Genomic DNA, 22,416 nt, shown 5'->3' with positions numbered 1-22,416 from the left:
AGCATGTATGAGCAGGCACGATGAAGCGGTTTGGAAGGACAAGCCGACCGTCTTTTCGTTTCTTGGAGTTTATTTACTTTACTCCCTGCCCCTCCTAAGCTTAGTACTTGCTCATCTTTTATGGCTGGGTTTGCCTGCAGAGTTTAAGACGCAGCTCCAAACACTATCTCCGATATTGCTATGGATTACAATGCTACACTTCCCCTCCAGCCTTATTTATGTTTCAGCTTTTCTAATCTCCACCGCTTTAGGCGTGTTAAACTGGATAGTACGGGTAGACATTAAGCCACTTGTCTTCACTCTGGGAGGCTTCGTTGTAGTAGAGGCTACCAGGAGGCTTAGCATAGTACCCGGGGATTTTAACACCCTCATCCTCCTATTCTTAGCTTATTCTTTGATTGGAGTCCTAGGTGTAGATCTATACCGGAGAAGCTTCACTTATTACGTCTTCCCGGACACAATTGTGATAAAAGGCGGCTTCGTAAATAAATGGGAAAGAGTCGTTAGAAAAGATTTTGTTAGCGATGTTGTAGTCATAGTACCATTTCTCGGACACCTTTTTGGCTACGCTCACATATTACCTGTTACCCAGAGCCAGATAGGACTTGGAGACACATTCAGCCTTAGTGGAGTCTCAGTTGAAAAAAGAGGGGTGGGAGTCCTGGTTGGAGGTGGTAAGAGAGTTGTGGGTGTAGAGCCCAGACCCTGGAATTGTATTTTTGGAGTGAGAAATTATAACGACGTGAAGAGGGCTATTCTAGAGCGATAATTCGAGAGGCACTTTAAAGATAAAAGATGCAGATATGGAGAGAATGAGTAGTAGAATCACCGCTAAAAGGAATAAAACATCTAGAATTGTTATTGTAGTTTCTTCAATAAATGTCCTTGAAGGGTACCTGCCAAAGCCCCTGGATTCCATCGCAATGCCAAGCATAACAGATCTCCTAACGACTAAATAGAGAAGAGGGGCTGCCACAGAGATTATTAGCTGCCAGGGCCTTGAAAGCTTCAAGTAGCCTTTCATTTTCCTGAAGGCTACCATGTTCTCTAGATCTCTCCTTACCAGTGGAAACATTCTAAGTGTGACAAAAGTCATGTAGGAGTATATATAGGGCACTTTTAGTTGCAGCGTCAGAGCTGAGGCAAGCTCTTGGGGTCCTGTTGTCGCGACAAAGAACATGGAGTAAAGGATAATTATGAGTATTCGAGCTGACAGTAGAAGCGTCTTATACAGCGCCAGAGAGGGTTCAAGCCCAATGTTTAAAGTGAACAGAACATAAGTTACCCATGTATAGCCGATGAGTGTAGAAGCTACCCCCGTAAGAATAAACTTATGTATTTTTGGTCTTGAGAGAAAAACCAGTAGGAGTGAAACAGCAAGGTTTACGATAGTTGTAATGATATTCTGAAATAATGCTACTGTAAAAACTGCTACCGTTACCGCGAAGAGTTTCACGACCGGGTTGATTTTTCTAAGCAATTCCGTACTCTTACCTGTCATATGTTGAGAACACCGCGTTTCGCATTTCTCGCATAGCGATTTCTATCTGCTCAGAGCTAAAAGCTTCTCGAAAAACGGGTGGCGGGGAGAAGTTAAGACCCTCCCAGACCCTTTGCTGCTTAAGTAGATCGCTAAAAAATCCTTGAAAAATAATCTTGCCTTCTGAAAGGCCTATAAGTCTAGCATTGAGGAGGGGAAGAACCCATGTATCGTGTGTAACCATTATCACTGTTTTTCGCTTATCAAGCATGCTTTCAATCCACTTTAGGACAGAAACGGTGTGCCTTAGATCCAAGCCAAATGTGGGTTCATCGAGTAGAAGAATTGGCCTGTCAAGAAGCTCCATCTCGATAAGAGAGATCAATCTCTTCTCACCCTGACTAATCTCGTACACACCGCTTTCAGCCAGATGGCTTAAACCTCTGTCCTCGAGTGTCTTCATAGCGACCTTTAAGGCCTTTTCCCTTGAGAGTCCTCCTGCGATTAGGCCAGACACAACCTCTTCGATCACCTTGCGTTCTGTAAACTGGTGTTCAGGTATCTGTGAGACATAGGCAACCTGCGAAAGTGCTGGTCTCCTACCCAGGACAATTACACTTCCTGAGTATCTCTTTATAAGCCCGGCAATTACCCGCAAAAGAGTAGTTTTTCCGCTACCGTTGGGGCCCACAATGATTAAAAGCTCTCCTCTGCTGACTTTAAAGGATACATTCTTCAATACGGCCTTCTGATCAATAATCACGCTGAGTTTTTCAGCCATTACCACAGAGTCCTCTCGAGTGGTATTAGCTCTTGAAAAATCTACTACTGGTTTAGATAATTCCGATCTATTTTTAAGGGTAGAAAAAGGCAACCAGATACCGGCCTGAGTAAGACTTTCAAAGGGTATCTTCTCAAGGAGCTCGTTAAAATTGCTTGCTAGTATGCCTCTCCCATTATTTAGAAAAAGTATTTTATCGATAAGTCCCTCCAGGTAGTCGAGGCGATGCTCGACTAGAATTATCGTACCACCCTCACTCTTATACCTCCTTAATATCTGATATATTGCAAGTGATGACTTTGGGTCTATGTGGGCTGTAGGCTCATCCAATAAGAGAACTTTAGGCTTGAAGCATAGAACGCTAGCCAGGGCAAGCCTTTGCTTCAAACCAGTTGAAAGGGTATCTGTCTGCTCGTTTTTGTATGGTGCGAGGTAGGTGTCCTCAAGGCATTTCTCCACCCTTTCAAATATGGACTCCTTCGGATACAGGAAGTTTTCGAGTGGAAAAGCAACTTCTTCAAATACGGAGTCCATTATTATCTGCGCCTCTGGATCCTGAAAAACGATACCAACGTCCCCAGCTATTCCCCTCAAGCCCTCGGAGGCTGGATCGTGCCCGACTATACGTATGTCTCCCTCAACTTTCCCTACTATAAGTTCGGGAATAACACCGGATAAAGCGAGTAAAAGGGTAGACTTTCCTGAGCCTGTGGGACCTAAAACTAAGAGAGTTTCCCCACTCCTCAGTGTGAAGGAAACATCCCTTATTACTGGGAATTCTTTAAACCCTAATGAGACGCTGAGGAAATCGACTGAGACTGTCTCCAAGTGACTTCACCGATTTAGCCACCTCAAAGGGGTCAAGGATAGGAGTTGATCTAGCCACAGCGTCGATTACCGCTTTAACGAGTATCCCCGCGAATATTCCTCCACTGACGAAATACAGAGACCAGAAGACTACTCTCTGCTCGGGGGTTAAGGGCTCAGCTATCCCGTATAGGATAGTGTCAGCAGGTGCCGCCCAGAGAGCAGGCATGGCACCAGCCAATGTCATCGTGACCCACCCCCACCTTTTGTACCGTGTAGCCATGAAGGTTAGCTCAGAGAGTAGACCTTGCATGAATCCATAGAGGAGAACTGTCGAGGAAAACTGGGACCCGTATGCCATTTCCATTATGGATGCTAGAACCTCGCCTAGCAGAGCCACTCCTGGCTTTCTTATTATGTATGCGGGGATGGTTGCTCCTATAAACCACATTCCATATATAATCGGGAGGAAGAGTAAACCTAGGATTAGCTTTGTGGCATCCCACACGATGTTCGACCATACAAGAAAGATAGCCCCTATTACCGTGGATATCGCTGCTGTGAAAACAAGTTCAACTACTGTTAACCGTGTTTTCATTTCAACCGCTGATTAAAATCTATAATCTGGTTATAAAGTTTTCTCATAAAATGTGAAATTTAATGTTATTTTCTATAACCTAGTTATGAGGAAGATGGGATATATGCAAGTGTTATATTTTACGTATATTTTCTTTCAAGCGAAGATTTATAACCTAGTTTTATATGAGAGACTATGTATATCGATGTTCCCGGAGGGAATAGCCTTCAATATATTCGTCCCGGGTTTTCGCAAGATCCTAGTAAATGAACTGAGAAAAAGAGGTCTTTCGCAGACCGAGATTGCAAGAGCGCTCGGGGTTACCCAGGCAGCTGTTAGCAAGATGATGAGAAACAATAGGAACTCTATCATAAGAGACATGGAATTATTGAATGTGCAGATATCCGAGATAGAGTTGATAGCTAGAAAGATCGCTGATTACGTCGCCAAGGGTGAAATAAACACTGCCGGGATGTTGGCTAACAGGTATTGGCTTTTGATTCTGGCAGGAGGAGATGCTTGCAAAGCTCATGAAAAGTATGGTTGGAGAAGAAGTGAGTGCTATATCTGTACAAAAATGGTTTATCCAGACCTTGATGTGAGTAAGGGTCTAGCTATGGCTGATATTGAAAGAGCTCTCATGATCTTGTCTTCCTCAAATGAGTTCCCTTTTTTAATCCCAGAGGTTTTATCGAATCTTGCACTGGCTATTCCTGGTGCTAAGGGTCTGTTCGATGTCGTCGCGATTCCTGGTAGAATCTCACCTGATAAAAGGGGTGGTATTCTGTACAGGAAGCCAGAGTTTGGGGCTAGCCGGCATTTAGGAGGTGTTCTCTTGTCCATCGATGGGAAATATAGGGCAGTGATGAATATAAAGTATGATCGATTTGTAGAAGAAGCGCTCGTGACGATGGACTTGAAGTTTAAGGAGTTCAGTAGTAGTGAGTATCCTGCGGCTAACCCTGTAGCCGCAGCAGCACCCGTACTTTTCGATGAATGCCCTGACTGTCAGATACTTGTGGATAATGGAGCGGACTATATTGAGCCAAACGTGTACATTTTTGGGAGACGTGCCGTAGAAGTTGCTAATATAGCGGTATCACTAGCTGAAATCTATGTAACTATTCTTAGAAAACATAATCTACAATACTCTCTTCTATCGCAATAGTTAAGCGTGAATAAATATTAATAACCCTTTAAACTACTTTCTTTTGACTAAGAATGGGGGAAGGATCTTTAGGGGACCTCTCCGTGGGTTCTCCTCGTGAGAACGCCATTCAACTACTCAGGATGCTGGGTCTTACAGGCCTGGAGGCCGAACTATATTTGATTCTCCTGGAGAAAGGACCCCTTAGCGCTCCCGAGATCTCGGATTATCTTGTTAGGCATCGTCCTCAGATTCATGTCGCTCTTACACGCCTCTCCTCTAAAGGTTATATAGAGGAGCTGGGGGGCCGTCCAAAAAAGTATCGGGCTGTTGACCCTCAATTACTAACTAGTATGTTCATGCGGGAGTTTAACGCTTTAACGACGAAGGCTCTTGAATACATGAAGAGTATTTCTAAACCTTCTTTCGAGGAAAAATTCGGAGTCTGGATTATTCGGGAACCCGAAGTAGCGAAGAGTAGGATATCCCAAATGCTAGACGAGGCTAAGATTGATGCTCTCGTGATGGGGGATATCAAGTTCATACATCTTCTGAGCGACAAGATCGAGGCGGCAATTAAACGGGGTGTAAGCGTATATGTCCTTAGCTATGCTCTGGGGGAGCGGGGAGCTAAATTTATCGTTGAAGATATGCCGTTCCTTAAAAAGCTACGTGTAGCTATCTCAGGGGACATAGTGGTAGTTGTTGATTCTTCCCTAGGTGGCGTCCTAAAGGCTAGACCGACTCTACCACTCAAACATGGCTTTCTTCTAGAAGAGAGAACACTGGTTGATTATCTGTCTCACGACTACGTCAATAGATGGGTAAGCTCTAAGGTCGTTGTAGATGATAAATTTAACTTTCCTTTAAGGTTCACTTTTCATCGCATGGCTTTGTATGAAACTAGGAAGCTACTTCTCGAAAACAAGAAACTCCGACTGATTTCCGAAGGATATGAGGTAGATACTGGTGCTAAAGTGAAGGTGGAGGGACGTATTGTAGACGCTGTCCTAGACTTGCCGGCCGGTTATGCTCACTTTAAAGTCGATACAGGAACAAGCATAATACGGGTTGGAGGACTAGACGCTATAGCTGAAGAGGTTGCTGGAGAATACTTTGAAATACACGAAGAGACGGGCTGAGGACAATCATATCGAATACAATATAGAATACAACATAAGTTCGGCTAGGGAACGTGGAGTTAAATAGGTGATCCATAGTTTTCTGGCTGGGTAGAGCTCTTCTTCCCTAAGCGTTTCCTTTGAGTCTAATCCAAGCCTCGGTTGTCCACTCCGGATACGACGAATGGAGTCAAGGACGTCCTCCATGTAATCCTTACTAATCACACCAGCCTCGTACTTTGCACGTGTCAGGCTTTCCACCGCGTTGTAAGTCGCCTCAGCTATTTGTACACGTGTCATCCATTCAGTTTCATAATTAAGCATCAAGTACCAGTTAGGTGCTGTAAGCAACTCACGGTGCTCTTCTAAGGTGTGTTTCAATATACGGTAACCGAATTTTCGCGGCATATGGAAAGCAATACTACCAGGGTCTACGAAAGGCGCCAAAGGCGCTACAAATGCGTCTACGGATCTTCCTCCTATTTTAAAGAGCTCAAGATAGAAGTCGCCTAGTGCTTGGACGTTTAAGGGTGTTTGCATAGGTAGCCCCACCATGAAGTACATATCTACCCTTGTAAAGCCAAGCTCCCGAGCATTCCGTACAAACTCCTTGAGGCTAGCGTTTCCGTAAGGTCTCCCATAAGCTTTCCTTACCCTCTCATCATGAGACTCAGGTGAAATTTGAAGATACACTTTGTCTCCGGTTTTCCTATAAAGATTCAAAATATCACGAGAAGGAGGTGTGAAGAACTCGAAGAAAAGCTCTATATCAGTTTTTTCTTGTGCAAGCAAACTCGTGAACTCCTCTATGAACTTTCTTCCGAGGAGTTGGAGATCATTAACGAAAAATATTGGAGCCCTCAGCCTCTCTGTGATCTCTTTGTACTCCTCAAACAAAGTCCTCGGGCTTTTAACTCCAAGCATCTTTCTACGGAATATCACATGGTAAGTAAAATTGCTTCCACCGCAAGCTAGGCAGTTTAATGAACATCCCTTGTATGTGATTACAGCTGTAACAGGGTGCTTTAGGAAACTGCTCCAAGGTAAAGAGTTTTTTAAGCCGCTCTTTATCATAACCTTAGAGATTATCTTGTAGTCTGGTTTCAGGTCATCCAGCTCAACGGGAACATATTTAAGGCCTGTAAATTTCAACTTGCCCTCTTGCCTGAAAGCAAGATTAGGGATGTTTTGAAGACGGGCCATTTCACCCTTCTCCAAAGCTTGTACAAGCTCGAAAACGATGGGCTCAGTAGTGTCGCCTAGAACAACGACGTCGACAAATGGGTATTTTTCAATTATTTCGCGCCAGTAATAGGTTGCTGATAAACCACCTATAATGATCGGAGCTTGATGAAGCTCCTTTACAAGCCTTGCTAATTCGATTGCACCATGAGAGTGGACAAGCCAGTGAATGTCAAAACCATAAACAGATGATTTGATGGTCTTAAGGAGGTGTGGAACATCCAGGTCAGGCTCGTTAACCATTCTTGCAGCTACATTGTATAGACCGACTCTTACCCCCCTTTTCTCGAGGTAGGAGGCTAGATAGAAGAAGCCTGCAGGATACATATCAAAGATGGGCTTGGATGGAATGACATCACTTATAGGACCATAATGGACGCGTTTTAAATCACGAAAGTCGTAAACACTTGGAGGATGTATTAGGACAAGATCATAGCTACGCGTCATGAAGCCCAGTAGAAATCAAAATCAAAACATATATTTTTTAATTATGTAAAAGCATCAATTAAGAATCTCAGAGCATAATATATCATTGCTGTAATGAGAACAAGCTGTATGAGTTCTAGGATTTTCTTGTTTGCTCTTAGACCCTTGCTAGCCATATAAGCCAGTAAAGAAAGCCATGCATAGTCCATCCATACGTGCACTGCATAATACTCGAGCATTCCGGAGAGACCTGGGGAATAAAGGTTGATATCCGCTATTATTTTTACACCTACAGTTCCCCACCATACTAGGAAATAGGGGTTAAATGCTGTAAGCATGAGCCCTAACAAAATGGGGTTTACCGCCATTCCCATAGTCTTCACAGTTTTTCCCTCCGCGTGCTCACCTGCGAGTAAGTCTCGTAGAAACATTACGGCAAAAAACAGAATTATGAATCCTCCCGCAATGGATAATAATCTACGAGTCGTTGGGTTAAGAAGGAAATTATAGGTCCCTACGCCTAAGAGGACAAACAAGGGTAGTTCAAAGAACATGTGACCCAAGGCCGCTTTAAAACCATACTTCCATCCATGAATACTACCTCCTATTATAGCTGAGGAGGACAGAGGACCTGGCGAAACCACACCACCAGCAGTTAGTGCTACAACCTCCACGGCTAGCGATGGATCGATCATGTTCGCTGCAAACTGATTTCTAGGACTATTTTAGTTTTCTCATGTATTTTCCGAAATTATTTCTTAAGGGATTATTTCCACCGTGTTATTGAATGGAGGGTAGAGGAGATCTTCAGGGGAAATAACCCCGCTGTCAATGCTCTCAATTATTGCTGGAACCGAGGCAAGAACGAGTTTTATAAGCGTCTTTGTAGCTTCACATACTTCCCTAAATCCTGAGTCCCCCCAATATCTTTCTCTATATGCGTAAAGACACCTTCCCCCACAGTAATTGAAATAGGGGCAACTTATACATGGCTCCAAGATCGGTCTTTGCATTAGTTTAAAGCCTGTTTTAACGTCGCCCAGTAAAGCCCAGTTCTCAGAGACTGCTATTGGACATGCCGTTATTTTTCCATTCGTTAGTATTGACACTGAATTAACTCCGGAGCCGCAGGGCGGAGCGTTATAGACGTTTCCAAAGATGGCTTGTGAGGCAATGGCTTTGAAAGGCGCGATTCCCAGAACCTTTCCCTTCTTTATCCGGGTAATCCATAAGCTCATCAGTCTCCTTAAACCGGGTTTATAGCTGTTATCTCTCCATTCTGTGAAGTTTCTCCACCTATCGCTCCAGACTACGTCTAGTTGCCAGTGAATATGGTTGAATAAATTAAGAGACAATAGATGCGATACATCCTCGTATATGTCTGTATCTTGTGTCACAGTCATCCTTGCTATGACGTCGCCTTGAAATCCTATTTTTCTAAGATGCTTTGCCGCTTCCAAGACCTTCTCATAGACACCAGCACCCCTATGCTTGTTTGTAATCTCTCGCCTCCCATCAATGGATAGTAACACTGTATCAAATCTACGCCAATACTCGTTCGGGAGCATGTGGTACAGTAATCCATTCGTTTGTATCACAAAATGCTTAGCCTTAATATTATCCAATATCCAGATTACCTTCTTGTAATTTAGCAGGGGTTCCCCACCATAAAACGCAACCACTGCCTCGTCATCTTTCTCAATTAGCCTCTTTAGGTTCGCCAAATCATACTCTATTTCCCAAGGAACTTTCTCCCTGGGAAAACTACCTCCACAATAATCACATTTTAGGTTGCACTGGCCCGTTGTAAACACGATGTAGAGCACAGAGGTAGCTCTTCCTGTAACCGTATAAATTTATCTCGAGGCTGAAAATTTCACGGCGAGACTTTAAGCCGAGGAGGATAGCTGTCAGCCTGAACCCATCGAGCATCTCCAGAAACTACTTCTAGGAAATACCCCTTAAGTCTGAGAGAGGAGGGTTCTTTCGGACAAAAAATAAAAGTTCCTCCACCAACACCCGATTTTTCGAAGACCGCTACGGGTGGCATTGAGAGATAATCTGCGAAAACTCTAACGTTGAAGACTGAGGAAGGATAAGTATAGACTTGAAGGGACACACATTCACCGATGCTGGTCTCTGTTTCATTCCATCCAGCCCACAGAAAAGGTGATTTGCCCGGCATGACTAAATCCGTTCTTCGAGTGAAATTTAACGGATGAAGATTTAGAAGATATAAGATGAAGGGATCTGGAACCCATGAGTAAATCACCTCACATTTGGAGCCCAGTCCACCAGACACACTAGCATTTAAAGAGAAAATGTTTGTGAACCTGGGCGTGAGTGTCAGATTAAACGCCTGGCCTTCGCCTCCAGATAAACCTGGGCAATTGAGCTTGAGCTTGAAGCTATAAACCCTGACCGAGAGAAAGTAGGGGTTAGGGAAGTATATTCGGATTCCCAAGAGTGTGTTTTCCTCGGTTTCTCCATACACCCTGCTAACCTCTATGAATACTGGTTCAACGGAGTAAATTACGTAAAATTCCATTAGCTCATAGATTATGAATATTAACAGGAAGACTGAAGCAATATGCTTTAGCTTCATTTGTTAAGATATTATTGCTTCGTCGTTAAAATAGATTTTTGGTTTTTAAAACCGATTTAATAGATCTTCTATACAAGAGAGTGACTTCTCGTATTGCTCGCATTTAAGGATCGTTAGACCGGCTGTACCCTCATACTTCAATCTAAGTTCAATGAGTTCGCCCTTCTGTTGGTGAAATCGAATTCTTGCTTTTTTATTAAAACTAGAGACTTCTAAAACATAGTCGCCCTCTTCCACTGATCTCTTGGTATGGTAGCCTCTTTGTTGAAGTGTCTGCTCAACGATCTCGAGAGCCTTTAAAGGTTCCATCCTCACCCCCAATAAGTAAAAAATTTTACACATGCTTAAATATTTGTCCTCATTTCGAGAAGATGTATGTCAGTCGCAGTTTTTGGAACAGGACTTATAGGCTCGAACATAGCTAGGAGACTCCTAGAGAGGGGATTTAGAGTTTCTGTCTGGAACCGTAGTTACGAGAAGGCAGCCTCTCTCGGCCAATTCGGAGCGAGGGTAACGAAAAGCATACGGGAGGCCCTTGAAGGGGCTGAGATAGCTTCAATAAATGTTTCAGATGACAACGCATCTCTCTACGTCTTGGAAAACATATTGAATAACCTCGGAAATGATCTGGTAGTAGTAAATCATTCAACCGTAACACCCTTGCATTCTAGAAGGGCATATGAGATGAGTACAAGGAAAAATTGTCCATATATTGCTCTACCTATAATGGGTGGCCCGAAGGAAGCTATGAGCGGCGACCTTGTTGGAATCGCCGGAGGAGACTATGATAAACTCGTGACCCACAAAGACTACATTGATGCGTTGTTCAGGAAAGTTCACGTTGTGGGCAGTCCTGAGGAGGCCTCGGCTGTAAAGCTCGCTATTAATAGCGTTTATTTCTCTGCAATGATTGGGCTCGCAGAGGCGCTAGTCTTAGCTGAGGGCTGGGGGGTGAGCCCTGAAAAATTTTTCGAGATAGGACAGGATCTATGGATAAAAAGCATTATTGAGAGATATGGTTCGAGATTAATAGTTGCTGGATCTGAAAAAGGAATATCTTTACCTCATATCTCATCCATGGCTCAGCTGCTTTTAAGCGCTTCTATGCGAAAGGCTATATCAGAGGAGGACTATACGCGTGTTTACAAGTTCCTAAAGGGGCTCGTCTAGATGAGTGCTACCTCGTACCACCTGTGAACTTTTATTGCGAGGTAGTCAATAATCCTAACTGGGGAATAAATTGCCTTCTTTACCAGAAAGGATGAATGGGCCTCAGAGAGACTGGCTTGCGTCTCACGGGGTACTCTACCAACAGCTATCTCGGCATCGATCCCAGTGACTGCCTCTGGTGGAACATTATCGAACCCCCTAAGATTCAATTTCTCGTCGAAATACCATCTCGCAAAAATTTTTCGCTGCTGATTCTTCGTAACTAGGACAGCCGTATAGGTCTTCGAGGGCTTTACAAGGTTGTCATCAATGTAAATCACAGCTTTTTTGAGGCTTCTACGCGACACGGACTCGGCACTTGATCTGCGAATACTCAGGTAGAGATCTCGGATAATGTCTTCTACGGAAAGATGTACGTGTTTTCTCAATATCTCGGGAGGTATCTTTTCAACGGGTCTCTCGCTAATGATCTCAACAAGCCTCCTGAAATTTTTACCATAAGCAAATATGTATTCCCAAGGCGGCTGCCACCAATACTCGAACTTGTATATTTCATCGAGTTCAGAGATTCTCTCTTCAACCGTCCTAAAATTTTGATCAAAGTGGATCTCGGCCTTAACCTCTGGCTCATCTCCATCAATGCGCGCTACATAGGCAACACCCCAAGTCTTCTTTTTTACAATACTTCCCGGAAGGATGGCAAGAATAGTATTCTTTATTAAAGGCTCCTCCTCTGGCTTCCCAGCAGCTAGCTTTAAGCACTTAACAAGCGACAAACTATCTCGAGAATCATACTCCTCCTGCATCTTTACTCGCTTTTCGTCAACAAAGGGAAGATTGAGGTAAGAAGCCAAAACCTCTGCCGATGCCCCTCCAACGACATAATATTCGCCTTCCTGGAAATCTAAACTTTTAGGACACTCGACGGGAAACCAATCTTGCGAATAGCACTTCACAGGTTGTAATTTCTCGTCGAGGTATATCGTAGTTGGCTCCTCCTCACTTATAAGTAAAGGCGTTACTGGCGAGAAAAATGGTTCGGGAAGATAGATCACTCTCATGACCATTATCCCTATCTCCTAGCCGCCACTAAGGCTAAAAATCCAGGTCCCTTGCTTGTGTATATATTAGTAAAGCGTTGCCTCTGAAGATCCTCAATTATTTTCTCAGGCTCAGGATACTCTGGTACATCGAAAAGTTTGAGAAAGGTTTTCAAACCCTCTCGCTGGTTAATGGGTAAAATAAGGGACAAGTTCCCTTTACGCTTTAAGAGTTGAGAGGCGAGCGACAATATGTTGGGCCATCCCAGTCTCCAAGCATCCAAGGAGCCCACATATAAAAAGTCTAAGGACTCTTTCAGCCTGTTTATCTCGTCAACGTTACTTAGGAGGAGTCTCTCGTCGTTCATCGCGTAGCGTCGAGAGTACTCGTCGAGTATTTCACGGAATAAAGTGTTTTCGATCAGGTTCGCCTCAAAAAGGAGTATCTGCTTACCTCCAAGCCTAGAAGATATCTTTGCTGATGTGAGGGGGATGATGCTGTTGATCTCTGCAATCTGTGGGGAGGAAGGTAGTTTCGACATATCTATAACCCACTCATGAAGCCTTTTGAGAGGTAGAACCTCATAGAAGATCTCACTCAAGAAAACATGGGGTCTCCAATCTCCACTTAGATAAACCCTCGTTAGTGTCGTTGAAGCATATCTAAGAAAATCTTGTAACTGTTGAACTTCCGCGTCTAGTGAAACATTTCTCAATCTTTCCGTAGCACTGTTAATCAACATGGGAAAATCCTTCTTGATAGTCTCGAATATGCGAGCCTTGGGATGTTTTAGTTCCTCTAGAGTTCTATACGTATCAAACATTATCCTTAGAGCAACATCATAAATTATGCTTTCAGACATTACTCTATCACCAGATCCAGCACTCCTCTCCTGTATAGCGAGAGGAGAGCCTCAGCATTGACAAACAATACTTGAGGATTATCTTGTCCTAAAGCCTCACTGACCTTCATCTCGTTTTTTTCAATAACCTTCGAGATGAATGCTCCACTATATTTCTCGTAGACAAGAGTTGGTCTATACTTCTTGAAGAGCAAAGCCTCAGGTAGTCGCGGTCTTATCGTGATAGTTGAGCCGTTAGCTACGAGCCAGAAAACCTGCTTAGCATAGGCGAAAGGCTTTTCCTCCAACATTATATCTAGAATTCTAAAGGTGTTGACATAGTCTAATGGAGCCGATGAATACGAATTCTCTAGAACGTCTAAGAGAATTTCAAGCCATCCGCGGAGTATTTGATAACTAAAGTCTCGTTGGAAGTCCACCTCCACGATAGTATCCCTACCTGAAATCTTAAGTGCCGCAGTTGTAGCCGTGGTAAATGAACTTATTCTAATGTTGAGCTTTCTTGACTCTACGCGAAAACCAGAAATATTCCTCAAACCCTTCAAATCGTCTTTCGCAAGGAGTATTTCATATAAGCCTTTTTCAGGAGCCTGTAATGTTAAAAATACTCTTACCCCTCTTTCTTCCCCGTTCCTGTCAAAATATGCTATTAAAACGTGGTCAAGATGGGGATAGGCTACTCCTGCTAGCCCTAAAGGATTAGCCTTGGCTTCTTCTATAATATTAGGTGTTAATTCTAAAGGGATTTCCGCTCCGCACCGTGGGCAGCGCACCTTAACAGTCCTAATGACTTGAGCCCTGCTCATATTCTCGCCTTTTATCTAAAATATATTTTATCAAAAATAAAAATGGATCCTCAACTTCAATTAATTGCTTCGCGGATACCTCAAAATATCCTAAAAGGTTATGTGCACGAGCATACTCCAAAGCTGTCTCACGGGGGACCATTCTAAGCGATTCAAGATCCTTTTTGTTACCTACTAGAACTGCTGGGATAGGGCCCAGGGTGTCCTCTACAACTCTACGCCAGTTCTCAATCTCTATAAATGTTTCCTCCCGTGTAATATCGAAGACATATACGACGCCCCTTGCCCCTCTTAGAAATGCTGGGGCAAGGAAAAAAAACCTGTGTTCGCCGCCAAGATCCCATATAGAGATAGTAACTTCTGTCCCATTTACCCATCTTAGTTTTTTAAAGAAGTGCTGAATACCTACCGTTATCCTTTCTGACTCATTGAATGAGCCACCAGTAAAAACTCTTGCTAGACTGGTTTTACCCACTCCACCAGGACCACATAGCGACAGTTTTATTACACTTGTCGACACTATGCCTCAACACCCATCATTTTTGAATAATTTATATTTTTGACCCTTAGAAAACAGTATTTCTTATTTTTGTTTATTTCTAGCTTTCAAGCCATGACTTTATGCGCTCAATTCCTTTCTCAATATCCTCCTCCCTTACGGCAAAAGCAAACCTAAGATGTCCCTTGCCCGCATCCTTTGAAAACGCTGTTCCCGGTAGTACTACTACTCCTTTCTCTTCTAATAATCGATCTGCGAGTTCTCTTTCATCTTTAAGTCCCTTTGCTTTTATAATCTCTGTAAAGTCTGGGAATATGTAGAATGCTCCTTCAGGCTTGAAGACGTGAACACCTTTTATACTGCCTAGATGCCGGTGGATCAGGTCACGTCTCTTCCTATACTGGTTTAATATGGGTTTAAACCATTCTAAGCCGTCCTGTAAAGCTTTCGCCGCCGCTATCTGCGCAAAAGTCACTGGACACGAGTACATGTTGTTTGCTATCACGGAAAGCTTAGATATCAGATCCCTGTTAGCAACAACGTATCCCAGCCTCCAGCCGGTCATCCCGAATGTCTTTGAGAAACCGTTAACATAGTAAACGACGTCCCTCCAGTACGGGGTCTGGAGTGTTGAAAAGTGTTTACCCTCGTAAACGAAGTGGTCATAAATCTCATCAGAAACAATGACGAAGTTTTTCTTATATGCGAGGTCCACGAGTGCCTCAACATCGCGCTGATCCATTGTAGATCCAACAGGGTTCTCGGGATAGTTTAGCACTATCATTCGGGTTCTATTTGTGACCAGTCTCTCTATATCCTCGTATCTTATTTTGTAGTTGTTTCCGCGGTGAAGCCTAAGGAAAATTATATTGGCTCCAATAAATCTCGCAACGGATTCATATAAGGGATAAGCGGGATCTGGAATAATCACCTCATCTCCAGGTTCTAGGAGTGCAAGCATCCCTATGAAAATCGCGGCTTTTGCTCCAGCTGTTATGGCCACTTCCTCCGGTTTAACGTCCACTCCGTATTCCTCGTTTATGAAATCTGAGACAGCTTCTCGCAGCTCTGGCATACCCAAACTTGGACCATAACCGTTAAATCCTGAATCCATAGCCTGCTTCGCGTATTCTATAACATGGGGTGGGGGCTGAAAGTCAGGTTGACCAATCCCGAAAGATATGACATCTACACCTTTTTTCTTAAGCTCGAGGCTGCGAGCAAGATATACAAAGGACTCCTCGGCTCCAAGCTTACTCGAAATGTGGCTTGTTTTTAAAATCGGCTTGGACACGTGATATCTGAGTTTCAGAGGAATTTAAGCTTTACATTCTTAAAAACTAAAACGGTATGTGGAAAAAGATTCTTAAAAGAAATTTTTCACGCCATTGCACTAAAAAACTTAATAAAGAGTTTGGGAAAAATTAAAATGATCAACCATGGAGGAGCTTGTTAAAAGCATAGACCAAATCCTGAAAATGATCGATCAGAGCATCAATGAGAAAAAGATACCTGAGGCTATGAGAACTTATGTTGAGCAACTTGAGAGAAACATGAGGTTATTCCTTGACGTTGCCGAGATTAGCGTTCAGGAGAATACCATTCAGTCCCCAATAAGTCCAAGCTCTAGGGGGGCAATGTTCAATTTGAGGAAGGCCTTCTATGCAACGTTAACGAGGCTGGCGCGGGAACAAGGTGTTGACCGGAATAGAAGCCTAGAGGAGTGGAGAAGAGTTGCTGGAGTTCTGATAGAAGAGACGAGGAAGAGGGGGATAATTGAGGCCCCATGCAAGATTGTTCTAACCTATACTATCGTTTCCGATTCCAAGTCAAAGTATATATCTTTTAAGAGCGCGCGGATCTTCTACTTTGAACTAGAGGACATAATAAAGTTAGATCTAACAAAGTAAAGAGCCGTTCCTAGTAAGGCGGATCGGTATCCTTGAAAACATAAGGTGGGTGTGTGGTAGCGTAGAGTATCTCTTGGACCTCCATTTCTCCCAAGATAATCTCGGATAATTTTATAAAGGACAAGAGATCACCCCTTTTCCTGGTTTTCTTAACTTGGTTTTTTAGGTATGGATGTTCGTCTATAATCATCCTTGAAAGTTCCTCGAAAATCTTTCTCCCCTCGCTGTTCATCTGATCGTTAGAGAAGTATATGTTGCGGTTGAGCAGGATTTTTCTGGTTAAATAAACAATGTCCCTGCCAAAACGCACGCTAGCATGAAGATGAAGAAAAATAAATTCGTTTTCATTTAGTCGGGACTACTTTACCCTAACCCTATATGTACTCCCCATGGACTCAATGATTATGGCTGGTGGAGGCGCTATGACCTGTTTGACACGTAAGCTTTTGCCTGCAAGTTTTTTCAGAAAATCCTCGAGTGTTAGTTCTTCCATGTTTTTCCCTAACAAATAGGCACCTCATCACATCTTGTAGGCTTTCTTTCAAAATATACGAGCATAAGAACATATTACCAATATTATACGCATTATTTATTAACCTGAAGGGAGTCCACCACCTGTGTGCGGGATAGTCGGGGTCGCCGGCGAAAATATTAGCGCTGGGTATCTTCTAAGAGAATGCTTAAGAAAATTAGAGTACAGAGGATATGATAGCGTAGGTATCGCTACTATAAATGATGGCAAAATCACAGTTGCTAAAGGTGCGGGAAAGATAGACGAGGTCGACCTTAGGCTTTGCCTGCAATGTCTAAGAGGTAATATCGGAATAGGCCACACTAGATGGGCTACTCATGGACCACCTACAGATAATAATGCACATCCGCATATTGACTGCAAAGATAGGGTAGCCGTGGTACATAACGGAATCATTGAAAATTATCTCGAATTAAAGGAAGAACTTATGAGAAAGTCGCATGAATTTAAGAGTCAAACGGACACAGAAGTAATAGCGCACCTTATTGAGGATTACCTTTATCAAGGATTAGAGCCCTATGAGGCTTTTAAAAAAGCGGTTGAAAGGCTTAGAGGAAGTTACGCGTTGGCCGTCCTAATAATAGACACACCAGATAGGATCTACTTTGCAAGGCGATACTCGCCACTTATAATTGGGGTAGGTGTGGATATTGTTTTTCTAGCCTCGGATATCCCCGCTTTCCTAGAATACACGCGTAAAGTTATACCTCTAAATGACGGCGAGATTGGATATGTCTCATCTAAAACAATTCATATTGAAGATATGAGTGGCAGAGTAGTAGATATTCCAAGTAGAATTCTTGAAGTGGATTGGTCCCCAGAATCTGCGAGAAAAGAGGGATACCCGCATTTCATGCTAAAGGAGATTCACGAACAGCCACGTGTGATCGGGGATACCATCTTTGGGTTCAGCAAAGATTATGAAGCGGCTGCGAGCACTCTTGCATCTAGCGGAAACATCTTTATAACAGCTGCTGGCACGAGTTTTCATGCGTCCCTATATTTCTCGCTTTTGACAGCTAGATTGGCTGGAAAGAAGGTTATACCGTTTATATCCAGCGAGTACGAGTCCTATGCTAATTTGGCGAACAAGGAAGATGTCCTGGTGGCTGTCTCACAGAGTGGAGAGACAATAGACACTCTAATGGCTTTGAGATCCTTCAAAGAAAGAGGATGCAAAATAATATCTTTAACAAACGTTATAGGAAGTGTGATATCACGGGAGAGCCATCTTCCAGTCTACATGAAGGCTGGTCCAGAAATAGGTGTTGCTGCAACAAAAACGTTTACTACACAGCTAACAGCCCTTACCTGGCTATCCTCACTTGTGTCCTTCTACACAGGTAAAATTGGGAGAGACGAGTTATCTGAGATAAAAGGAAGAATAATGAAACTACCCGATCTGGCTACTAGAACTATTAGTCGAAGCGAGGGTTGGGCTAGACGTCTAAGTCAGGTTATCTCGAGTAGGCATAGTGTTTATTACCTGGGGAGAGGTCTAGGGCTTCCTATAGCTCTCGAGGGAGCTCTGAAACTCAAAGAAATAGCATATGTCCACGCTGAGGGGTATCCCGCAGGAGAAAGCAAACATGGTCCCATTGCTCTTGTCGAGCCAGGATTCCCAGTTGTGTTTGTGTCAATAGAGAAGAATCTTGAAAGAAAGCTTGTTGGAAACATTGAGGAGATGAAGGCTAGAGGAGCATTTACCATCGGTATTTTTGGAGAACAGTCTGAACTCGTAAGCAGAGTTGATGAAAGAATTATAGTACCCTCAAGTGATGAACTGTTACTACCAGTCCTAGAGACTATTCCGTTGCAACTCTTAGCCTATTATGCAGCCGTGGCTAAAGGTTATGACCCTGATAAGCCTAGAAACTTGGCCAAGACAGTTACGGTGGAGTAGAATGCGTGTAGTCGTATTGACGGGAGGACAGACAAAAAGGATGCTACCCTTAACAGAGGGTTACTCCCGTGCTCTGCTTAACATAATGGGAAAACCTCTCTTCATGTATCCACTTCAGACGGCTTTAAAGGTTGTAGCTGGCAAGGGCTTGGTAGTAACCTCATCCGATACACCTCTTGGCGAGATAATCAGACATCTCCAGGCAACAGGATTATCCGCTCATGTATCTGTTAAGACCCAGCAGGAACCTGGCATTGAGGGAGCACTTTTAGCCTCTAGAGAGTTTACCGAGGGAGAAGAATGGTTCATGCTTGCTTACGGTGACGTAATAGTCAATGAGGAGGCGTTTAGACTTGTTCTTGATGTTCACGCAGGGAGTGGTAGACCTTCAGCACTACTTATCCCCAGCTCGAACATCCAATCTTTTGGATCTGCTATAGTACGCGAGAACATGATCACAAGGTTCCTTCCAGGAGGATATAGCGATGAGACGAGCTATGTGGTGGGAGGGATTTTCATTCTACCTTCAGAGTTCTTTTCACTTTTAAAAAATGACTCGTCGTTCTTTGAAGCTCTTAATCAGCTAATCGAGAAGACTGGCGTGTATGCAGCCTTCTGGACGGGGGACTGGATAGCTGTCGACTATCCCTGGGATCTTATAAACGCCTTATACAGCCTGATAGATAAGAAGTGCGGGAAAATAATAGCACCGAGTGCCAAGGTTTCTCCTACAGCCATCCTTGAAGGATGCGTAATAATAGATGAAGGAGCTACTGTGGATCACTATGCAGTTATAAAGGGTCCTGTGTACATTGGAAGGAACTCCTTTATAGGTATGGGAGCTTTCATTAGGGAATATACTTCGATCGAGGAGAACGTTGTTGTCGGGGCTTACTCTGAGATAAAGCGTAGCGTTCTACAACCTTTCTCTACAGTGGGTAGCTTTTCGCTGATCACCGATAGCGTTTTGGGGTATGGGAGCGTGGCTGAACCCCGTACAACGGTTATCAGCATGCTACCTGAGAACTTTACCGCAGTACGCGAACTTCCATTACAAGGTATTGTCGGTAAGAAGAAGAAACTAGGAGCCTTTGTATCTCCATACGCACGCATTAAGTCTGGAACTGTATTGGGACCTGCTGTTAAAGTTCACAGGGATGGGCATATTGAGGGCGTGCAATGAGACCAAAGATTACAGTAATTCTTACAGCTTACCGTGAACCCGAGAACATCCAACAACTACTAGAGTTTTTCCTGCAAAACTCTTTAGGCGATACGATCGAAGTTATAGCAAGCGTCGACGAGCCTAGTGAAAAGTTGAAAGAGATATTGTCTATGTATCGGGAAAAGATAGTTCTTTCAGTAAGTGATGTTAGGAGGGGAAAGGTCGCGGCGCTTAATGATGCCTTATCGCTCGCTAGAGGCGAGGTCCTTATTTTCTTGGATAGTGATGTCACCATAAGGGATTCAGCATTCCTAGACGCACTACTTAAGGAAATCGAAAAATATGACGTTATGGAAATAAAGAAGATTTCTAAGAATAAAGGGCTGATCGGAAAACTCATCTATTACGACTACCTTTCCTTCGGAATTGCAAGTTACATCTTCGATAGAAGGGTAAAGCGTTGTGCTGGACTCAACGGCGCAGCCTTTGCCTTCAGAAGAAATGCTTTGAAGGAGCTTGGAGGATTTAAGAACTGTCTTCTAGAGGACATGGATATAGGGTTTAGGAGCTTTTATCTTAACTTACGATACAGGTACTTTTATTCTTCCTATGTTGTAGTAGATCCTCCATCAAGTGTACGTGAATGGATAAATCAAAGACTAAGATGGTCCCAGGGGGCATGGTTATGGTTAAAGGAGTACTTTCCACTCTTATACAAAGGTAGCCTATCGTACCCGCTTGAATCTCTCTCAGCCCTAGTGGTAATGTTTCCTTGGATATTTATTTTCATGGCGGAGATTCTTTTATTTTTCCCAGCAATATCCGGTTTCCTCGTTACCTTATGGCACTTGGGTCTTGGTTTCTTTGCCCCACTTCTACCGATAGTTTACTTGGCAGATGCTGTTTTAGCATTTCTACCTCCTCAGATATATTTCACCATTCCATACTTTCTCGCTTATTCCACCATCGTTTACGCGTTCGGTCGAAGGATAGGATATGAGGTAAAACCATTGTGGCTCACTTTGTATTTCTTCTTCTATTCACCGATCTGGTCATCTATAATGATGGCAAGCTTTCTTAGAACTTTTATCTTGAAAAAAGTGGATACTCGAGACTGGAAAATTTAAGTTTAAACTCTCTTACTGTAATTCGGTGATGATGGAAGAGACGGCTGATAGCGTGACGAATAAACTAGAGGCTGAGCATCCTCCTATGCAATTTAACAAGGCAATGATCCTAAGTATTGGAAACGAGCTTCTCATAGGGAAAGTTTTGAACACGAATGCCCACTGGCTTTCAGGAGAGCTTACAAAAATGGGGTTCATTGTAGATTCTATCGTTATTGTTAAAGATGATGTGTCTGAAATCGCATCGGCATTTCTTTCAGCAATTGAGAGAAAAGTCCAGCTGGTCATCTCTACAGGGGGCCTTGGACCTACTTTCGACGATAAAACAGTTGAAGGGTTAGCTCGAGCTTTCAGCCTACCGCTAGTGTTGAACGCTGAGGCGCTCGCCCTTGTAAGGGAGAAGTATTCTTCGAGGGGTTTGCCTCTAACACCAGAAAGAATTAAAATGGCGTATCTTCCCTTGGGATCTAAACCGTTGGATAACCCGGCTGGTACCGCACCGGGAGTTTACCTCAAATACCGTGGAGTTCACTTCTTTGTTCTCCCGGGACCACCTCGCGAAGTTGAGGCCGTTTTTAAGACGAGTGTACAGCCGATTATTGAGAGGGAGTTTCAGAGAATTGATTTTTATGAAGCACTTTTAACGATCAAAGGTATTCCTGAGTCTGAGTTTGCCCCTTTCGTAAAGGACGCTGCCGAGAGGTATAAGTCAGTATATGTAAAGAGTCATCCTAAGGGCGTGGAGCTAGGTTCTCCTGTTCTCGAAATACATCTTATCACTTTTGGTATCGAGAACATGTCACAGCTTCGATCATGCTTTGAGTACATACTCATGAGTGCTAAGAAGCTGGGCGGGGAAATAATTGTTTTAAAGGAGCCGGGCGTCAAATTATAGAATATTTTTTATCTATTATGTAGGCTGAAACTGCCAGCACTATTAAGAAGATACCAATGATAAGAGCTGGTGAAGGATAATATTTATAAAGCTCTATCAAAGGCCCAGATTCTAGGAGAAAAACAGACCATAGAAGCAAAAAGCCCCTGTCCCTGCATTTATCTGCTCGGCACTTTACCCCAAACGCCCTGAACAGTAGGGATAGCCCGGAAACTGTTATTACCAGCGGGAAGACTTCGTAGCCCGTGATTAACCCAAGTCCTATAATGACGAAAGCGAGTCCCCATGAAATCAGTATGAGCAATGTTGCTAAATTCATC

25 protein-coding genes are annotated in these 22,416 nt (G+C 43.4%); 9 read left to right on the top strand and 16 right to left on the bottom strand.

The genetic code is table 11. The features are described from left to right. Positions 1–7 precede the first annotated feature (7 nt). A complete protein-coding gene (locus MA03_RS01150) occupies positions 8–769 on the top strand; it encodes a PH domain-containing protein (RefSeq protein ID WP_052883514.1) in 762 nt (253 codons plus the stop codon). Here MA03_RS01150 and MA03_RS01145 read toward each other — a convergent pair. Genes MA03_RS01145 through MA03_RS01135 form a run of 3 tightly spaced genes read right to left on the bottom strand, consistent with a single transcriptional unit; the run spans position 758 to position 3,666 of the window. After that, entirely contained in the window at positions 758–1,501 is a 744-nt protein-coding gene (locus MA03_RS01145) for an energy-coupling factor transporter transmembrane component T family protein (RefSeq protein WP_052883513.1), read from the bottom strand. The genes MA03_RS01150 and MA03_RS01145 overlap by 12 nt on opposite strands. Next, complete coding sequence (locus tag MA03_RS01140) at positions 1,491–3,089, bottom strand: ABC transporter ATP-binding protein (RefSeq protein WP_052883512.1); 1,599 nt, start codon at positions 3,087–3,089, stop codon at positions 1,491–1,493. Before MA03_RS01140 ends, MA03_RS01145 begins: the two co-directional genes overlap by 11 nt. After that, positions 3,043–3,666, bottom strand: coding sequence for an ECF transporter S component (locus MA03_RS01135; RefSeq protein WP_052883511.1), 624 nt, complete (start codon positions 3,664–3,666; stop codon positions 3,043–3,045). The genes MA03_RS01140 and MA03_RS01135 overlap by 47 nt, the downstream gene beginning before the upstream one ends. A gap of 184 nt (positions 3,667–3,850) precedes the next feature. Between MA03_RS01135 and MA03_RS01130 the strand changes: the two genes are divergently transcribed. Then, positions 3,851–4,813, top strand: coding sequence for a thiamine-phosphate synthase family protein (locus tag MA03_RS01130; protein ID WP_191118629.1), 963 nt, complete (start codon positions 3,851–3,853; stop codon positions 4,811–4,813). Between the two features lie 83 nt (positions 4,814–4,896). Further along, positions 4,897–5,934, top strand: a complete 1,038-nt coding sequence (locus MA03_RS01125; RefSeq protein ID WP_219731642.1) for a TrmB family transcriptional regulator — start codon at positions 4,897–4,899, stop codon at positions 5,932–5,934. A 6-nt stretch (positions 5,935–5,940) separates the two neighbouring features. Here the strand turns inward: MA03_RS01125 and MA03_RS01120 are convergent, their stop codons facing one another. From MA03_RS01120 to MA03_RS01100, 5 genes are all read right to left on the bottom strand, one after another. Then, positions 5,941–7,602, bottom strand: coding sequence for a TIGR04190 family B12-binding domain/radical SAM domain protein (locus MA03_RS01120; protein WP_052883508.1), 1,662 nt, complete (start codon positions 7,600–7,602; stop codon positions 5,941–5,943). 41 nt (positions 7,603–7,643) lie between these two features. Further along, positions 7,644–8,276 (bottom strand): LysE family transporter, encoded by a 633-nt coding sequence (locus MA03_RS01115; RefSeq protein ID WP_052883507.1) that lies wholly within the window; start codon positions 8,274–8,276, stop codon positions 7,644–7,646. Positions 8,277–8,339: 63 nt separating this feature from the next. Then, entirely contained in the window at positions 8,340–9,407 is a 1,068-nt protein-coding gene (locus MA03_RS01110; RefSeq protein WP_191118628.1) for a TIGR04084 family radical SAM/SPASM domain-containing protein, read from the bottom strand. Positions 9,408–9,457: 50 nt separating this feature from the next. Further along, positions 9,458–10,186: a hypothetical protein gene (locus tag MA03_RS01105; protein WP_052883506.1), complete on the bottom strand. Its 729-nt coding sequence runs from the start codon at positions 10,184–10,186 to the stop codon at positions 9,458–9,460. A 45-nt stretch (positions 10,187–10,231) separates the two neighbouring features. Then, positions 10,232–10,495 (bottom strand): hypothetical protein, encoded by a 264-nt coding sequence (locus MA03_RS01100; RefSeq protein WP_052883505.1) that lies wholly within the window; start codon positions 10,493–10,495, stop codon positions 10,232–10,234. A gap of 66 nt (positions 10,496–10,561) precedes the next feature. Here MA03_RS01100 and MA03_RS01095 point away from each other — a divergent pair, with 66 nt between their 5' ends. Then, complete coding sequence (locus MA03_RS01095) at positions 10,562–11,356, top strand: NAD(P)-dependent oxidoreductase (protein ID WP_052883504.1); 795 nt, start codon at positions 10,562–10,564, stop codon at positions 11,354–11,356. Here the strand turns inward: MA03_RS01095 and MA03_RS01090 are convergent. The 5 genes from MA03_RS01090 to MA03_RS01070 form a co-directional block, all read right to left on the bottom strand. Continuing rightward, on the bottom strand, positions 11,353–12,423 hold the full coding sequence (locus tag MA03_RS01090) for a hypothetical protein (protein ID WP_052883503.1): 1,071 nt from the start codon (positions 12,421–12,423) through the stop codon (positions 11,353–11,355). The genes MA03_RS01095 and MA03_RS01090 overlap by 4 nt on opposite strands. A 5-nt stretch (positions 12,424–12,428) precedes the next feature. After that, entirely contained in the window at positions 12,429–13,259 is an 831-nt protein-coding gene (locus MA03_RS01085; RefSeq protein WP_052883502.1) for a hypothetical protein, read from the bottom strand. Then, positions 13,259–14,065 carry a hypothetical protein gene (locus MA03_RS01080; protein WP_052883501.1) on the bottom strand — a complete coding sequence of 269 codons (807 nt, stop codon included), beginning with the start codon at positions 14,063–14,065 and terminating at the stop codon, positions 13,259–13,261. The genes MA03_RS01085 and MA03_RS01080 overlap by 1 nt, the downstream gene beginning before the upstream one ends. Next, on the bottom strand, positions 14,043–14,585 hold the full coding sequence (locus MA03_RS01075; protein ID WP_191118626.1) for a Rab family GTPase: 543 nt from the start codon (positions 14,583–14,585) through the stop codon (positions 14,043–14,045). Before MA03_RS01075 ends, MA03_RS01080 begins: the two co-directional genes overlap by 23 nt. A 79-nt stretch (positions 14,586–14,664) precedes the next feature. Continuing rightward, positions 14,665–15,858, bottom strand: coding sequence for a pyridoxal phosphate-dependent aminotransferase (locus tag MA03_RS01070; protein WP_191118625.1), 1,194 nt, complete (start codon positions 15,856–15,858; stop codon positions 14,665–14,667). Between the two features lie 145 nt (positions 15,859–16,003). Between MA03_RS01070 and MA03_RS01065 the strand changes: the two genes are divergently transcribed. Further along, positions 16,004–16,474 (top strand): hypothetical protein, encoded by a 471-nt coding sequence (locus MA03_RS01065; protein WP_052883499.1) that lies wholly within the window; start codon positions 16,004–16,006, stop codon positions 16,472–16,474. 10 nt (positions 16,475–16,484) lie between these two features. On the opposite strand, the gene MA03_RS01060 is transcribed toward MA03_RS01065, so the two are convergent. Both MA03_RS01060 and MA03_RS08970 read right to left on the bottom strand, forming a co-directional pair. After that, the gene (locus MA03_RS01060) at positions 16,485–16,784 is read right to left on the bottom strand and encodes a hypothetical protein (RefSeq protein ID WP_052883498.1); all 300 of its coding nucleotides are present in this window, start codon (positions 16,782–16,784) and stop codon (positions 16,485–16,487) included. 48 nt (positions 16,785–16,832) lie between these two features. After that, positions 16,833–16,967: a hypothetical protein gene (locus tag MA03_RS08970; protein WP_257719665.1), complete on the bottom strand. Its 135-nt coding sequence runs from the start codon at positions 16,965–16,967 to the stop codon at positions 16,833–16,835. A 124-nt stretch (positions 16,968–17,091) separates the two neighbouring features. On the opposite strand from MA03_RS08970, the gene glmS reads away from it, so the two are divergent. From glmS to MA03_RS01040, 4 genes are read left to right on the top strand one after another with little or no spacing between them, the layout of a single operon-like run. Then, on the top strand, positions 17,092–18,909 hold the full coding sequence (gene glmS, locus MA03_RS01055) for a glutamine--fructose-6-phosphate transaminase (isomerizing) (protein WP_052883497.1): 1,818 nt from the start codon (positions 17,092–17,094) through the stop codon (positions 18,907–18,909). A gap of 1 nt (position 18,910) precedes the next feature. After that, positions 18,911–20,092, top strand: a complete 1,182-nt coding sequence (locus MA03_RS01050; RefSeq protein ID WP_052883496.1) for a sugar phosphate nucleotidyltransferase — start codon at positions 18,911–18,913, stop codon at positions 20,090–20,092. Further along, positions 20,089–21,201 carry a glycosyltransferase gene (locus MA03_RS01045; protein WP_052883495.1) on the top strand — a complete coding sequence of 371 codons (1,113 nt, stop codon included), beginning with the start codon at positions 20,089–20,091 and terminating at the stop codon, positions 21,199–21,201. The genes MA03_RS01050 and MA03_RS01045 overlap by 4 nt, the downstream gene beginning before the upstream one ends. 31 nt (positions 21,202–21,232) lie before the next feature. Next, positions 21,233–22,096 (top strand): nicotinamide mononucleotide deamidase-related protein, encoded by an 864-nt coding sequence (locus MA03_RS01040; RefSeq protein ID WP_191118623.1) that lies wholly within the window; start codon positions 21,233–21,235, stop codon positions 22,094–22,096. On the opposite strand, the gene MA03_RS01035 is transcribed toward MA03_RS01040, so the two are convergent. Beyond that, positions 22,086–22,415: a hypothetical protein gene (locus MA03_RS01035; protein WP_052883493.1), complete on the bottom strand. Its 330-nt coding sequence runs from the start codon at positions 22,413–22,415 to the stop codon at positions 22,086–22,088. The genes MA03_RS01040 and MA03_RS01035 overlap by 11 nt on opposite strands. Position 22,416 lies beyond the last annotated feature (1 nt).

The organism is Thermofilum uzonense, from assembly GCF_000993805.1.
Classification (GTDB): Archaea; Thermoproteota; Thermoprotei; order Thermofilales; family Thermofilaceae; genus Thermofilum; species Thermofilum uzonense.
Note: the sequence above shows the minus strand (reverse complement) of the source record. Positions and strands in the feature narration are given on the sequence as shown.